At 45.2% G+C, this 14,330-nt stretch carries 15 protein-coding genes; 7 read left to right on the forward strand and 8 right to left on the reverse strand.

The features are described 5' to 3' along the window. Positions 1-46 precede the first annotated feature (46 nt). The 6 genes from KYK27_RS05115 to panC all read right to left on the reverse strand — a co-directional run bounded on the left by KYK27_RS05115 (position 47) and on the right by panC (position 4,896). Positions 47-1,186, reverse strand: coding sequence for an acyl-CoA dehydrogenase (locus KYK27_RS05115; protein ID WP_199108903.1), 1,140 nt, complete (start codon positions 1,184-1,186; stop codon positions 47-49). A 213-nt stretch (positions 1,187-1,399) separates the two neighbouring features. Then, entirely contained in the window at positions 1,400-2,059 is a 660-nt protein-coding gene (locus KYK27_RS05120; protein ID WP_199109242.1) for a zinc metallopeptidase, read from the reverse strand. Between the two features lie 17 nt (positions 2,060-2,076). Then, positions 2,077-2,571: a D-glycero-beta-D-manno-heptose 1-phosphate adenylyltransferase gene (gene rfaE2, locus KYK27_RS05125; protein ID WP_199108904.1), complete on the reverse strand. Its 495-nt coding sequence runs from the start codon at positions 2,569-2,571 to the stop codon at positions 2,077-2,079. Then, positions 2,558-3,598, reverse strand: coding sequence for a lysylphosphatidylglycerol synthase transmembrane domain-containing protein (locus tag KYK27_RS05130; protein WP_199108905.1), 1,041 nt, complete (start codon positions 3,596-3,598; stop codon positions 2,558-2,560). The genes rfaE2 and KYK27_RS05130 overlap by 14 nt, the downstream gene beginning before the upstream one ends. Positions 3,599-3,607: 9 nt before the next feature. Then, entirely contained in the window at positions 3,608-3,955 is a 348-nt protein-coding gene (gene panD, locus KYK27_RS05135; protein WP_162428040.1) for an aspartate 1-decarboxylase, read from the reverse strand. Positions 3,956-4,041: 86 nt separating this feature from the next. Further along, positions 4,042-4,896 (reverse strand): pantoate--beta-alanine ligase, encoded by an 855-nt coding sequence (gene panC, locus KYK27_RS05140; RefSeq protein ID WP_199108906.1) that lies wholly within the window; start codon positions 4,894-4,896, stop codon positions 4,042-4,044. Between the two features lie 133 nt (positions 4,897-5,029). Here panC and KYK27_RS05145 point away from each other — a divergent pair, with 133 nt between their 5' ends. The 3 genes from KYK27_RS05145 to glmS all read left to right on the forward strand — a co-directional run bounded on the left by KYK27_RS05145 (position 5,030) and on the right by glmS (position 9,165). Further along, on the forward strand, positions 5,030-5,839 hold the full coding sequence (locus tag KYK27_RS05145) for a glycogen/starch synthase (protein WP_199108907.1): 810 nt from the start codon (positions 5,030-5,032) through the stop codon (positions 5,837-5,839). Further along, positions 5,823-7,244, forward strand: a complete 1,422-nt coding sequence (locus tag KYK27_RS05150) for a DUF4270 family protein (protein WP_199108908.1) — start codon at positions 5,823-5,825, stop codon at positions 7,242-7,244. The genes KYK27_RS05145 and KYK27_RS05150 overlap by 17 nt, the downstream gene beginning before the upstream one ends. 85 nt (positions 7,245-7,329) lie before the next feature. Then, positions 7,330-9,165, forward strand: a complete 1,836-nt coding sequence (gene glmS / locus KYK27_RS05155) for a glutamine--fructose-6-phosphate transaminase (isomerizing) (protein ID WP_199108909.1) — start codon at positions 7,330-7,332, stop codon at positions 9,163-9,165. 251 nt (positions 9,166-9,416) lie between these two features. On the opposite strand, the gene KYK27_RS05160 is transcribed toward glmS, so the two are convergent. After that, positions 9,417-10,100, reverse strand: coding sequence for a 3-hydroxyacyl-CoA dehydrogenase family protein (locus KYK27_RS05160; RefSeq protein ID WP_199108910.1), 684 nt, complete (start codon positions 10,098-10,100; stop codon positions 9,417-9,419). A gap of 47 nt (positions 10,101-10,147) precedes the next feature. On the opposite strand from KYK27_RS05160, the gene KYK27_RS05165 reads away from it, so the two are divergent. Continuing rightward, positions 10,148-10,528, forward strand: a complete 381-nt coding sequence (locus KYK27_RS05165; protein WP_199108911.1) for a RidA family protein — start codon at positions 10,148-10,150, stop codon at positions 10,526-10,528. A gap of 98 nt (positions 10,529-10,626) precedes the next feature. Next, positions 10,627-11,055 (forward strand): hypothetical protein, encoded by a 429-nt coding sequence (locus KYK27_RS05170; protein WP_199108912.1) that lies wholly within the window; start codon positions 10,627-10,629, stop codon positions 11,053-11,055. Between the two features lie 12 nt (positions 11,056-11,067). Here KYK27_RS05170 and KYK27_RS05175 read toward each other — a convergent pair whose 3' ends face one another. Next, positions 11,068-12,087: a YihY/virulence factor BrkB family protein gene (locus KYK27_RS05175; protein WP_199108913.1), complete on the reverse strand. Its 1,020-nt coding sequence runs from the start codon at positions 12,085-12,087 to the stop codon at positions 11,068-11,070. 176 nt (positions 12,088-12,263) lie between these two features. Here KYK27_RS05175 and gltX point away from each other — a divergent pair, with 176 nt between their 5' ends. Further along, on the forward strand, positions 12,264-13,808 hold the full coding sequence (gene gltX / locus KYK27_RS05180; RefSeq protein WP_199108914.1) for a glutamate--tRNA ligase: 1,545 nt from the start codon (positions 12,264-12,266) through the stop codon (positions 13,806-13,808). Between the two features lie 139 nt (positions 13,809-13,947). Next, positions 13,948-14,295, forward strand: a complete 348-nt coding sequence (locus KYK27_RS05185) for a hypothetical protein (RefSeq protein WP_199108915.1) — start codon at positions 13,948-13,950, stop codon at positions 14,293-14,295. Positions 14,296-14,330: the final 35 nt, after the last annotated feature.

A 14,330-nucleotide genomic window follows, 5' to 3' on the forward strand; every position in this document is an offset into this window, starting at 1 on the left:
CTATAGATAGCCTAAGCTGCACAGAAACACATTTTTACAAGCATTTCTACTTTAGCAGTTCTCTCGAAATTACTATTTTCTGTATCTCTGAAGTACCTTCGTATATCTGTGTGATTTTTGCATCGCGCATTAAACGCTCAACATGGTACTCTTTCACGAAACCGTATCCGCCGTGTACCTGCACTGCTTCTATAGTTGTATCCATCGCTACTTTTGATGCAAAAAGTTTTGCCATAGCACCAGACTTACCATAGTCAGCATGTGTATCTTTATCGTAAGCAGCCTGCAGGCAAAGCAGACGCGCTGCTTCAATGTTTGTAGCCATATCCGCCAGCTTAAACTGGATAGCCTGGTGCTTCGCGATCTCCACGCCAAACGCCTTACGCTCTTTAGCGTACTTAACTGCCAGCTCGTACGCACCGGATGCTATACCTAATGCCTGCGAAGCAATACCGATACGACCACCAGACAACGTAGACATAGCGAATTTAAAGCCGAAGCCATCTTCACCAATGCGGTTTTCTTTTGGCACTTTCACGTCCGTAAACATCAGCGAGTGCGTGTCTGAGCCACGGATACCCAGCTTGTTCTCTTTCGGGCCGATCTCGAAGCCTTCCATGCCACGCTCTACTATAAGTGCGTTAATACCACGGTGACCTTTGGCAACATCTGTCTGGGCAATTACCAGGTATACAGAAGCTGTACTACCATTCGTGATCCAGTTCTTCGTACCATTCAGCAGGTAATGATCGCCCATATCAACAGCAGTTGTGCGCTGCGACGTGGCATCAGAACCAGCTTCCGGCTCCGATAAACAGAAAGCACCGATGATTTCGCCAGTAGCTAATCTTGTCAGGTATTTCTGCTTTTGCTCTTCGTTACCATATTTCTCCAGGCCCCAGCAAACTAGCGAGTTGTTAACCGACATTACCACAGAAGCAGAAGCATCTATTTTAGAGATCTCCTCCATAGCCAGCACATAAGAGATGGTATCCATACCGCCACCGCCGTACTTCGGATCAACCATCATTCCTAAGAAGCCAAGCTCACCCATTTTCTTAATCTGCTCTGCCGGGAATTTCTGGTGTTCATCGCGCTCGATTACGCCAGGCAAAAGCTCTGTTTGTGCAAATTCGCGGGCGGCTTCCTGTACTGCCAGATGTTCTTCTGTTAACTGAAAGTTCATATTATTTATAAATCGGATATGGTATAACGATAACTTTTCGGGTACAAAACTATAAAATACAACAATATAAATTTAACCTGACCGCGAATTATTGTAACTAACTATACAATGTTGTGCCAGTAAACTATGATCAGAAAGTATAGAGGGCAAAAAAAACGCCACCCACTAAACAGAAGAGGGCAGCGTTTATTTTATATACGTAACATTTGCAGGTTAGTCGCGACGGCCCAACAATAATGAACCATAGTATAATAAAGTGGCCAGTGAACCTAGTGCGGCAACTACATACGTCATAGCGGCCCACTTCAGTGCATCTTTTGCCATACCGTATTCCTGCTGGGTTACAATTCCGTTAGAACTTATCCAGGCCAGCGCACGCTTGCTCGCGTCAAACTCTACCGGTAACGTTATAAAACTGAACAGTGTCGTTAAGCCAAACAGTGCTACCCCAATTGCCAATGGCACAGGTGTTGTCTGCAGCATCAGGATACCGATCAGCAGGATCCATTGCATGTAACGCGAGGCGATACTTAGCGCAGGTACCATGGCCGAGCGGAACTTCAGGAAACTATACGCTTTAGCATGTTGCACGGCGTGACCACATTCGTGGGCTGCTACGGCTGCGGCAGCTGCACTGCGGGCATCGTACACATACTCGCTCAGGTTTACTGTTTTATCTGTTGGGTTGTAATGGTCCGTTAAACGGCCAGCAACTGAAATAACACGCACATCTGTAATACCGTTATCGGCCAGCATCTGCTCAGCTATTTCACGTCCGCTCATACCAGAGCTTAGCGGTATTTGAGAATATTGCTTGAACTTGCTTTTTAATCGCCAGCTTACAAGCCAGCTTGCAAGCATAATGGCAATCATTATTATCCAGATCATGATTATCTATTTTCGTTTAATTGGTTTTTTATTTTTTTTACGATGCTTGTAGTGGAATAACCGGTAACAAGGGGAACTGTTTTAACTACGCCTCCGGCTTGCTGTACCACATCATGCCCTACAATCTGCTCTATACTATAGTCGTCGCCTTTCACTAATATATCCGGTTGCACAGTTTTTATCAGTTCTAAAGGGGTATCACTGTCGAAGAGCACTACTGCATCAACAAACAAAAGCGATGCCATTACGCGGGCACGTGACATTTCGTCCTGTAACGGGCGGTTCGGACCTTTTATGCTGCTGATTGACCGGTCAGTATTGAGACCGAGCACCAGTTTATCGCCAAGTTGTCGTGCTTTTTCGAGGTAATCTACGTGGCCTAGGTGCAGCAAATCGAAGCAGCCGTTCGTGAAAACGATCTTTTGCCCCTGGCTGCGCCATAGTTGTAGTTGCTCCAGTAAGGCCGGAAGGGTAAATATTTTATCAGTTGAGTTCATGGTTTGCCATTGCTTTAGAATCAGGAGCTGCCACCACGCCTGGCTTGCGCAACATACCTGCTATAAAACTAAGCACTCCCATTATAACTACCAAAAGTGTTTGAGATGTATGTGCCAGCAGCGCGTACGCCATACCGGCCTCTGCAGGAACTCCGTAAAGTAATAACGTAGCCTGCACCAGCAAATGATACACGCCTACGCCACCCTGCACAGGAGCCGCCATACCTAAGCTACCCACTACTAATACAGAAAGTGCAGCGCCGTAACCAAGGTTGCTTGTACCAGGCAGCGCATAAAAAACGACCAGACTCATTCCGTAGTACATCAGCCACACAAAAAAAGTATGCCCCCAGAAAGCAGCCTGGTTATCGAGTTTGGTGATACTGAACACGCCTTGCAGCATGCCTTTCACAAATTGCACAGCTTTCTGGAAAAAACTGTTCTCCCGTAACCTGCTCAGGTAACGTAACCCAACCAAAACTATAACTATAGCTGATAACAGAAAGAACCCGGCCACCCAGTAAAGGGAATCTATAGTTTGCTCCAGGTTACTGTATTTGCTGGAAAAAAGCTCCCGGAAGAAATCTTTGATCTGCCTGAATTCGGAAAGGAAAGTAATAGCAATGGCCAGCAACAGCATCAGCATATCCACAAATCGCTCAGCTATTACAGTACCAAAGCCCTTGTTGACAGGAATACCGTCTGAGCGACGCAACATGCTACAACGCACTACTTCGCCCATGCGTGGCAATACCAGGTTGGCAATGTAGCCAACCATCATCGCATTATAGGTATTGTGCAGCGATGGCTGGTAACCGGTTGGCTTTATCTGCATTTGCCAGCGATAAGCCCGGCTCAGGTAAGCTGCTACACCCATTAATAGCGAAATCCCTACCCAGCCATAGTTGGCGTTCTGCAACTCTGCCCACATTTTCTCAAAGTCGAGCTCTTTTAAAGCGTACCACATCAGCAATGCCGATACGCCAAGCAAAAGACCGTATTTAAGAATGGAGAACAGCTTTTTCATGCAGTGGCGTTATACCAGGCGGTTATGCTGATCCGGGAATACCAGGGTTGGTTTGTGAGCTTTTGCATCCGCGAACGGGATGCTGCAGTAAGAAATTACGATAACGATATCACCTACCTGCACCTTACGTGCAGCTGGCCCATTTAAGCAAACAGTGCCGGTGCCGCGCTCGCCCTTAATTACATAAGTCTCGAAACGCTCGCCGTTGTTAATGTTTACGATGGTCACTTTTTCATTCTCCACCACATTGGCGGCGTCCATCAGGTCTTCATCTATGGTGATGCTGCCAACATAATGCAGTTCGGCCTGAGTTACCTTACAGCGGTGAATCTTGGATTTTAAAACCTCAATATACATGGTTTGTAACTAAATAAAGCGCAAAGTTAGGTAATAGGCAGCAGATAAACTATGAAAGTATACTACCACTACCCTGTTTAAACAACTTAAACTTCGCTAAGATTCACTACTAAGTTATCAATAAGGCGCACCGGGCCCACGTGGGCTGCAATGCATAAAGCCACTTCCTGCACATCGGTTATAGTTGTCAGCGGCTGCAATGTAAGCGGGTCTGCTATCTCAAAATATTCCAGCGCTACTTCCGGCTTATCTTTTAAATAGGCAGCTACAGCTTCTTTTATAGTCGGCAGTGGCACCTGCACCAGTTGTTTCCGGGCCAGTTCCAGGGCCACATGTAAACTCACCGCAATTTTGCGCTGGTCTGCATTCAGTCGTTTGTTTCTGGATGACATAGCCAGGCCGTCTGTTTCGCGAACGGTTGGGTAACACACCAGCTCGATATTAAAACCAAGCCCCAAAATAAGCTGCCGAACTATAGCTACCTGTTGCAGGTCCTTCTGCCCGAAATAGGCTTTGTGCGGCTGCACGATGTTAAAGAATTTACCAACTATAGTTGCTACCCCGTTAAAGTGACCCGGGCGGTGCTCGCCTTCCATTACCGTCTCTAGCTTACCGAAACTAAACTGCAGCATATTTTGTTGTGGATATATAGCTTCGGGAGTTGGCGCAAAGATGTAATCACACCCGGTGGCTTGCAGCAGAGCTATGTCAGCGTCTAATGTACGCGGATACAGATTGTAATCTTCGGGGTTGTTGAACTGCGTGGGGTTTACGAAAATGCTGCACACCGTAATGTCGTTATCATTTGCCGATGCGCGCAGCAGTTGCAGGTGTCCTTCGTGCAGGGCGCCCATAGTTGGCACAAAGCCTATGCTTTTGCCACGGCAGCGCAGCGCCTGCATTGTTTCGCGAAGTTCGTTAACCTGCGTAATTACTTGCATATGTTGTGTTTCAGTGTTAAAACTATAAAGCCGGCAAAAGTAAGTCACAGCAGATAAAATTGAAAATTAGAATAAAAAATACTAATTTTGCACGTCCCAATACTGTTGCCTTTAATTTTTTAATTACAAACTCATGTCAAAATTGCGAATCCTTTACGCCGCCACCGAGATACTTCCCTTCCTTCAAACCACAAAAGTAGCAGAGTTTCTGAACACACTACCACAGGCGATGCAGGAAAGAGGTATGGAAATCCGCATCTTTGTGCCGAGATTCGGTATCATTAACGAGCGTAAGAACCGTCTGCATGAGGTTGTCCGCCTCTCGGGCATCAACATTGCTGTTGGTGACGACGAGAAACCACTGGTTATTAAGGTGGCTTCTATTCCGAATGCCAAATTACAGGTATATTTTATTGACAACGAAGACTATTTTCACAGAAAGTCCGTTTTTGTTGACAAGAACAACAAGTTTCACCAGGATAATGACGAGCGCGCCATCTTTTTCTGCAAAGGTGTGCTGGAAACTGTAAAGAAACTTGGCTGGGCTCCGGACATTGTGCATTGCAACGACTGGATGACCGGACTGATACCAATGTACCTGAAAACAACTTATAAAAAAGATCCGATCTTTAAAGACTCTAAGTCGATGTTTACGGTGTATAACCATAACTATACACACAAGTTTAACGGCGACCTGGCTGAGAAAGTAAAGATGATGGATATTGATGACAGCATGCTGGACCACCTGAAGTCTGCCGATATCGACAGCTTCCTGAAAATAGGTATGGAATATGCAGATTCAGTAATTAAAACAAACGAAGATTTCAGCGATAACATCAACCTGCTGTTCAATGACTTTACATCAAAGAACATCAGCACAGTTATAGCCGACGACACCCTTTCAGATTCATACTATAACCTGTATAATGAACTCAGCCGTTAGAAGATTTACTCTTTTCTTCTTTTCCCTTGCTACACTTGCATCTTGCGAAGACCCATCTGATATAGGCTTAGACCTACAGGATGAAAACCAGATCGGAGCTTTTTATACCGATACATTAACTATAAATACAGGTACAGTACTTAAATCTGACTCTATATTAGCTTTCAGACAGTATCCGTTACCTGTTGGTGGTTACCAGGATGCCGCATTGGGCAATGTAAAAGCGACTGCCTTTACGGAAGTAGGGCTTTCTGGCTTGGATGTAACGTTTGGCACAAACCCGGTAGCAGACTCACTGGTTCTGAGCCTGGATTATACAACAGATATCTATGGTTCTGATGATGCTCTGTTAAACCTGAGTGTTCACAGGTTGACTGAAGGTTTCCAGGATAAGTCATCTTATTTCACGAACTCATCGCTGGCGTATGAAAGTACGCCGCTGGGAACGGTATCTTTTGACCCGGACCCTGTAGATACGTCTACTGCCGCTAAACCAGCGCCTGTGTTTACGGTACCTGTCAGAATACGCCTGGATAAAGCACTGGCTAACGAGATACTGGCCCAGTCAGGCAAAGCGCCCCTCAAGAATCAGTTTAATTTTGTACAGCTTTTTAAAGGACTGGCTATAGTTCCGACACAAGCTGTTTCTAGAGAAGTAATTGGCCTGAATACGCTATCTGCTAAAACCAAGCTTACGCTCTACTACAAAAACGACACGACCAGAAAGGAATATTCCTTTTTGCTGAACGGATCCAACATTCGTAACTTCTCTAAAATAGAAGCTGATCGTAGCGGTACGGCGCTGGCTGGATTGCAACCATATAAAGTACTACCATCATCGCAGACAGGTGGCGAAAGCTACGTACAGGCTGGCACACAGCTGTTAACCAAGCTAACGATACCTCACCTGAAGCAACTGAAGGAAAAATACGGGAACATTGTTATTAACAGGGCCGATCTTATAGTTCCGGTTAAAAACAATTCTTTCGCAACGCTTAAGGAGCCGGCACAATTAGGCATTTTTGAGACCAACAGCTCAAACCGGATTCTTTATACTGCTACCGGGGTGGCTAAAACAGTTCCTATAGACGATGCCCGCTTAATGAGCATTGACAACTATAGCTCCCCGACTTATTTACAGTTTGATGCAGAAACAAGAAAAGAAGGCAACAATACTGTAAGAACCGGCGTGGGTAGTTATAAAGTGAATGTAACTTCTTATGTACAGGCAATACTAAGAGGCGACAAGCCAAACGATGGCCTTTTGATAACTCCAGGTAGATTTTTAAGCTCTGCTAACGGAGGCGGATCAATTGGACTAGAAAGTATTCCTAAAAGAGCCATTATAGTTAACACTGCAGAGCAAGGTGTAAAGCTGCGCGTTTACTTTACAAAACTGGATTAATTTTATTATAAAATATTTTTAATAGGTACCTTTGCGGGTACCTATTTTTTGTAGGTCCCTATTTTAGTTTTTACACAACAGACTTATGTGCGGAATTGTAGCATACGTTGGGCATAGAGAAGCTTGCCCTATTATCATTAAAGGCTTAAAGCGCCTGGAGTATAGAGGGTACGACAGTGCAGGTATTGCACTTATGAACGGTGAACTGAATGTTTACAAGAAGAAGGGCAAAGTAAGCGAGCTTGAAGCATTTATAGCCGATAAAAACGTACATGGCAATATTGGCATGGGCCACACCCGCTGGGCTACCCACGGCGAGCCTAACGATGTAAATGCACACCCGCATTACTCTACATCGGGCAAAATTGCTATCATCCACAACGGTATCATCGAGAACTATGCAGCCCTGAAAACGCTGTTAATAGAGAAAGGCCATACGTTTCAGTCAGATACAGACTCTGAAGTATTCATTAACCTGATCGAAGATATCCGCAGCACTACAAACTGCACGCTGGTTGAGGCTGTACGCCTGGCACTGCATGAAGTAGTAGGTGCTTATGCTATTGTAGTATTATCTAAAGATGATCCGAACCAGCTGATTGCTGCCCGTAAAGGTAGCCCGTTGGTAGTTGGTGTTGGGGAAGGCGAATATTTCTTTGCTTCTGATGCTACGCCGATTATCGAGTATACCAACGATGTTATCTACCTGAACGATTACGAAATTGCAGTAATTAAGGATGGTGAACTGGATATCCGTACAAAAGAAGACGTAAAGCAGACTCCATATATCCAGCGCCTGGAGCTTGAGTTGGAGTCGATTGAAAAAGGCGGTTACGAGCACTTTATGCTGAAAGAGATTTTTGAGCAGCCTCGCTCAATTCTTGACAGCATGCGTGGCCGTATGATCGCGGAGAACAACCACCTGATGATGGGCGGTATCCGTGAGTATGAAAATAAATTCGCAAATGCCCAGCGTATCCTTATAGTTGCCTGCGGAACATCGTGGCACGCTGGCTTAGTAGCAGAATACCTGATCGAAGATCTGGCTCGCATACCAGTTGAAGTAGAATACGCATCTGAGTTCCGCTATCGTAATCCAATTGTTAACGAAAACGACATTGTGATTGCCATTTCGCAGTCCGGTGAAACAGCAGATACATTGGCAGCGATAGAACTGGCTAAGTCTAAAGGCGCTACTATTTTTGGTGTATGTAATGTAGTTGGTTCATCTATAGCGCGTGCTACCGATGCAGGTGCTTATACACACGCTGGCCCAGAAATTGGGGTAGCTTCTACAAAAGCATTTACGGCGCAGGTAACCGTGCTTACGCTTATTGCTATGATGATCGGCAGCAAGCGAGGTGCCATCGAAACGTCTAAACTGTACGAGCTGATCGCTGAGCTGGAGCAAATTCCGGCAAAAGTAGAGCAGACGCTTAAACTTGATAAGCAGATCGAAGAAATTTCAGCTATCTATAAAGATGTAACTAACTTCCTGTACCTGGGTCGTGGTTATAACTTCCCGGTTGCGCTGGAAGGTGCGCTTAAACTGAAAGAGATCTCTTATATACACGCAGAAGGTTATCCTGCAGCAGAAATGAAGCACGGACCAATCGCCCTGATAGATGAGCACATGCCGGTTGTAGTTATTGCTACAAAAGACAGCTCTTATGAGAAGATCGTATCTAATATACAGGAGGTAAAAGCACGTAAAGGTAAAGTAATTGCCATCGTTACCGAAGGCGATACAACTATACCAGCCATGGCTGACCACGTAATTGAGATACCTGAAACCAGCGAGCACCTGATGCCATTATTGTCTGTTGTGCCACTTCAGTTGTTATCTTACCACATTGCGGTAATGCGCGGTTGCAACGTAGACCAACCTCGTAACCTAGCAAAATCAGTAACAGTAGAGTAATCTATAGTTGTTATAAAAAGGAAAGGAGACTCTAACGGGTCTCCTTTTTTATTTTATGCTTATAGTTGAGACTATAGTTTAGTTTGACTTGGCTCCTGCCCTCTAACTACAAGTGGCGTCCTGCTACGTCAATCTTAACAAATATAAAACTATAGTTGAGTAGCGAAACTGAATTATAGGTTAAAGCGGCCTGAGGCCGTGGGTATCTCACACCCCGATAGCGTTCAGGGCGAGGCGCTCTGGTCATGAAACTATAGTTCGAACTTCTCCCCTTTCAGGTATTTTGTCTTTAGCAATGGGCAAACTTTATAGCGTTCATCTTTCGTGTCATCATAAACGGCCTGTAGCAACTTATACACATTTTCTATTCCGATAAGGTTTGCCCATTCAAAAGGCCCTTTCGGGTAATTGGTGCCTAACTTCATGCCCAGGTCAATATCTTCTATTCCGGCGGTTTCCTCCTGCAGCGTATAGCACGCCTCATTTATGATCATGCAAATAATGCGGGGTGTAACCATACCTGCGCGGTCAGCAACGATAAGAAACTCTGTACCCAACTCGTTACAAACTTCAATCAGCTTCGATTCAGACCTTTTATCGCATAAACTTACTTCCAGCACCGGACGGTTGAAAAGAGATGGCAGGCCATTAAACCCAATTAGCGTACACGGTTTTTCAACTCCGGAAGCCTTCACAAGTGCTGCCAGTTGTATAGTTGCAGCATTACAGAAAACCACTTGTTCAGGGGCATAAAGGCTCAGGCGCTCCGGCTCTTCATGCAGCATGAAATCGAAAACAACATCCGATGGGCCTAACTGCTCGTCGATAATGCTATGGCTTTGCAGGAAAGTAAATTGCGTGCCGTTGCTTGTTTCCGGAAACTTTCGTCTGAACTCTGCGGCCATTTCGGGGCCAGCCAAAACAAGTATGCGCATAAATCTGTATTTTTGATGGTAAAGATAAACATTTAAACTTATTCAGAATGGCACATACTATCGTTAACTCCCAGAACGCTCCGGCCCCTATCGGTCCTTACAGCCAGGCAACTATGGCCAATGGCGTACTTTATGTTTCGGGCCAGATACCGCTGAACCAGCAGACCGGCGAACTGGTAAACAGCAACATCGAAGACGAAACACACATGGTGATGAAGAACCTGCAGTTTATACTAAACGAAGCAGGCATGGATTTCAGCAATGTTGTAAAGTGCAGCATTTTTGTGAAAGACCTGAACAACTTCGGCAAGATAAACGAAACCTACGGCAGCTATTTTACCAGCAACCCACCAGCCCGCGAAACCGTGGAAGTTAGTCGCCTGCCAAAAGATGTGAATGTGGAGATTTCCTGCATTGCGGTAAAGTAGAGATTTGCCGAAAGACTATTTGATAAAGGGCAAAAGGCACAGGGTTTATACTTCTGCGTTTTTTGTCCTTTTATAGTTTAGAAAACCTATCTTAGTATATGTTTCCTTTCAGCTTTAAAGCCAATTATAGTTTTAATATTCCATCGGGCACTACTCCTTTAGAAAAACTATTGATAACAAGCTTTGCCGATCAATTTGTTGATTCGCGGATCAAGGAAAACACAATTAAATTCAGATTTTTTAAAGTTCTATTTAAAAGACATGCCTGGCTTGATGAAGGAACAACGAGTTTTTCAATTCAGGATGACAAACTTAAAGTAGACCTTTTCCTTAGTTTTGCAGGTACAACAGTTTTATATTTAATCCTCTCAGTACTTTTCATTGCATTACATTTCTCTCAAATCCACGTTGCCATCATACTTACAGCTTTACTTTGGAGCATCAATGCCTTAGCCTACCTCTGGACTGTAAGTACATTTAAGAGCTCTATTAAAAATGTGGTAAGAAATCACCTTTCCAATTCCTAAACTCTTTAACTCTTAAATATTCGCTCCCTGCTCTTTCTCTGTTTCTTCCGGAGGCACTATAGGCTCTTCTTCACTTCCATAGACTTCCCGTTCATGTTTGCCCGGCTCTGCGTTTACAGCTGAGTTACCTACTTCAATTTCCTGGCGTATCACGCGTACCGCATAAGTAGCCGGGTAAATGTTGTGACCATATTTGCGGGAATACACAAACGTAAATACCGCCCCGAAAAAAATGATCTGGGAAGTAAAGAACACCCACGTTAAGATAATCACGACTGAACCAGCTGCTCCATACACCGAGCCTACTTCGTTTTTGCCCAGGTAAAAACCGATAATCCCCCTGAAAAGCGAGAACAGTAACGCTGTAACTATAGCACCAACCCACACATCACGCCATTTTATCTTGGCATCCGGCAGAAACTTATAGATACAGCCAAACAGAAACGACATCATCACCAAACTCGACATAAAATTTGCCAGGTGCAGCACATACACGATCCAGCCTGAGAAACGCGCCGTCAGGAAGTCGCCGATGATAACCAGCACTGTGTTTGCCAGCAGCGATAGCAAGAGTATAATCGCAATGACCAGGATCATCCCAAAAGAAAGGGCGCGGTCGAGTATAAGTTTCAGGTAGCCGCGTTTGGGTTTGGGCTTTACATACCAGATCTCGTTCAGGGAGTCCTGCATCGAAACAAACAAGCCGGTTGCCGCAATAAATAAGGCCCCGCCACCAACTATAGCTGCCAGGTTAAGGTTAGTGAAAGCGTTCACATTTTCAACCATCTTCTGCACTGCATAGGCCCCTTCCGAACCGATCAGTTCTTTAATCCTATAGTATATCTCCCCCGATACGGCCTTCTCTTCCAGAAAATAGCCACTGGCACTTATAATGATGATAAGCATAGGCGGCAAGGCAAAAATGGTATAGTACGCGAGTGCAGCCCCTTTCTGAAAAGAGTTGTTATCCAGGAACTCCAGCCATGTTTCCTCAAGCAGGAGCCAGATCATAAGAAGTCGGGAGCGTACCATATGGGCCGGTTTTAGCTATGCGTACTTACGCTGATACGCAAATAGCTGATATTGTTTGTACTTGCCTTAGCACGTATAAAGTATAACATCAAATCAAGGTGCAGGTTATACTTACGATTACATACTTTATTTTGTAAATTGCGCCCGAATTAGACGATTACCAGAAGACGACATACATGGAAAGAGAAGTAAGAGTACGCTTTGCCCCGAGCCCGACCGGGCCACTTCATATAGGCGGTGTTCGCACGGCCCTTTACAATTACCTGCTGGCCCGCAAAACCGGTGGTAAAATGATACTGCGCATCGAGGACACAGACCAGAACCGTTTTGTGCCGGGTGCTGAAGACTATATTCGTCAGTCGCTGGAGTGGTGTGGCATTGAGTTGGATGAAAGCCCATGGAACGGCGGCCCATATGCCCCTTACCGCCAGTCGGAGCGTAAGCCGATGTACATGCAGTATGCTTTACAGTTGATAAACGATGGCCATGCTTACTATGCCTTTGATACTGCCGAAGAACTGGATGCGATGCGTGAGCGTCTGAAAGCTGCCAAAGTAGCAACGCCACAGTATAACGCCATCACCCGCGCAACTATGCGTAACTCGCTTACCATGCCCGAAGATGAAGTGAAAAAGCTTCTGGAGTCTGGCGCCCCTTATGTGATCCGTTTAAAAGTACCGCGTAAAGAAGAGATCCGTTTAAAAGACATGATCCGTGGCTGGGTAATGGTTCATTCCTCTTCTATAGATGATAAAGTATTGATGAAGTCGGATGGCATGCCGACGTACCACCTGGCTAATATTGTGGATGACCACCTAATGAAGATAACGCACGTGATCCGTGGAGAAGAGTGGTTACCATCTGCGCCGCTACACGTGTTACTTTACCGCTACTTAGGCTGGGAAGACACCATGCCGGAATTTGCACACTTACCATTACTACTTAAGCCTGACGGAAACGGAAAACTGAGCAAACGCGATGGCGATAAGCTCGGCTTCCCGGTATTCCCGTTACACTGGCAGGATCCGTTTACTGGTGAAATTTCTTCTGGTTACCGTGAGGCTGGTTATTTACCTGATGCTTTCGTTAACTTCCTGGCTTTCCTGGGTTGGAACCCGGGCACACAGCAGGAGATCTTCTCGATGGAAGAGTTGGCAAATGAGTTTACAGTAGAGCGTATCGGTAAGTCAGGTACACGTTTCGATATTCAGAAAGCCCGTTGGTTTAACGAGCAATACCTGCGTGCCAAGCCAGACAGCGAGTTGGCTGGTTTCCTGTTAACTGCTCTGGAAGAACACAACATTAACTGCACACAGGAGAAAGCTGAGAAAGTGGCCGGTCTGATGAAAGAGCGTGTAAGCTTCCCGCAGGATTTCTGGAAAGAAGCCGCTTATTTCTTTGTAGCCCCGGAAGAGTATAACGAGAAAGTAGCTTCTAAAAAGTGGAACGCTCAGTCGGTTGCCGTGTTTGAGCAATTCAAGAACGAGCTGCCAACTATAGCTGACTTTAATGCTGACGCTGTAAAAGAACTTCTTACAACTATACTGGAGCGTAACGGCATGAAGATAGGGCAGGTAATGCAGGCACTTCGCCTTGCTGTAACCGGTGCCGAAGCCGGTCCGGACCTGATGCAGATCATCGAGATAATTGGCCGCGAGGAAACTATAAGCCGCATCGAAACGGCCATTGCAAAACTTAGTCAGTACACTACTGCCGAGTAAGCAACCCGAACTATAAATGAGAAGGCTGATCCGTAACTGGGTCAGCCTTTTTTATTGCACCAAACTATAGCCAGCCGCACAAACCGTAACTATTTACCTGTTTCTACTTATAACATCAGGGAATACAAACTATAAAACCATGGCCAGAAATAAGAAACCTGATAAAAGTAAAAAGAAATCGAAAGTGCATAAAGACCTGGAAGGGTTCGAAATAAAGGTAAACGAGCACGGTGAGATCATCTCTAACTATAGCATTGACAGAATAAACGAGTTCCTGAATAAGAACGTGGACGACAAGAAACTGGTAAAGCGCGACGCTGCCGAAAAAGCAAAGCGCGAAGAGGAAGAAGAATACCACGTGGAGGAAGGCGAAGAAGTGGAAGAAACCGACGAGGACTTTGTTAGGGGTACCAGTTCTGTAACGGATGACGAAGACGACCTGCCTGTAAAACCAAAGCGAAAAGCTGAGGAGGACGAAGAAGATTAACTATAGTTTATAGTTCTTTCCCTAACCAATGATGC

This window comes from Pontibacter populi, assembly GCF_019336435.1.
Classification (GTDB): Bacteria; Bacteroidota; Bacteroidia; order Cytophagales; family Hymenobacteraceae; genus Pontibacter; species Pontibacter humidus.

Bases quoted from the DNA above. Each gene is read 5' to 3' on its own strand.
- KYK27_RS05115 (WP_199108903.1), bottom strand. From the start codon at position 1,186: ATGAACTTTCAGTTAACAGAAGAACATCTGGCAGTACAGGAAGCCGCC.
- KYK27_RS05120 (WP_199109242.1), bottom strand. From the start codon at position 2,059: ATGATTGCCATTATGCTTGCAAGCTGGCTTGTAAGCTGGCGATTAAAA.
- rfaE2 (WP_199108904.1), bottom strand. From the start codon at position 2,571: ATGAACTCAACTGATAAAATATTTACCCTTCCGGCCTTACTGGAGCAA.
- KYK27_RS05130 (WP_199108905.1), bottom strand. From the start codon at position 3,598: ATGAAAAAGCTGTTCTCCATTCTTAAATACGGTCTTTTGCTTGGCGTA.
- panD (WP_162428040.1), bottom strand. From the start codon at position 3,955: ATGTATATTGAGGTTTTAAAATCCAAGATTCACCGCTGTAAGGTAACT.
- panC (WP_199108906.1), bottom strand. From the start codon at position 4,896: ATGCAAGTAATTACGCAGGTTAACGAACTTCGCGAAACAATGCAGGCG.
- KYK27_RS05145 (WP_199108907.1), top strand. From the start codon at position 5,030: ATGTCAAAATTGCGAATCCTTTACGCCGCCACCGAGATACTTCCCTTC.
- KYK27_RS05150 (WP_199108908.1), top strand. From the start codon at position 5,823: ATGAACTCAGCCGTTAGAAGATTTACTCTTTTCTTCTTTTCCCTTGCT.
- glmS (WP_199108909.1), top strand. From the start codon at position 7,330: ATGTGCGGAATTGTAGCATACGTTGGGCATAGAGAAGCTTGCCCTATT.
- KYK27_RS05160 (WP_199108910.1), bottom strand. From the start codon at position 10,100: ATGCGCATACTTGTTTTGGCTGGCCCCGAAATGGCCGCAGAGTTCAGA.
- KYK27_RS05165 (WP_199108911.1), top strand. From the start codon at position 10,148: ATGGCACATACTATCGTTAACTCCCAGAACGCTCCGGCCCCTATCGGT.
- KYK27_RS05170 (WP_199108912.1), top strand. From the start codon at position 10,627: ATGTTTCCTTTCAGCTTTAAAGCCAATTATAGTTTTAATATTCCATCG.
- KYK27_RS05175 (WP_199108913.1), bottom strand. From the start codon at position 12,087: ATGGTACGCTCCCGACTTCTTATGATCTGGCTCCTGCTTGAGGAAACA.
- gltX (WP_199108914.1), top strand. From the start codon at position 12,264: ATGGAAAGAGAAGTAAGAGTACGCTTTGCCCCGAGCCCGACCGGGCCA.
- KYK27_RS05185 (WP_199108915.1), top strand. From the start codon at position 13,948: ATGGCCAGAAATAAGAAACCTGATAAAAGTAAAAAGAAATCGAAAGTG.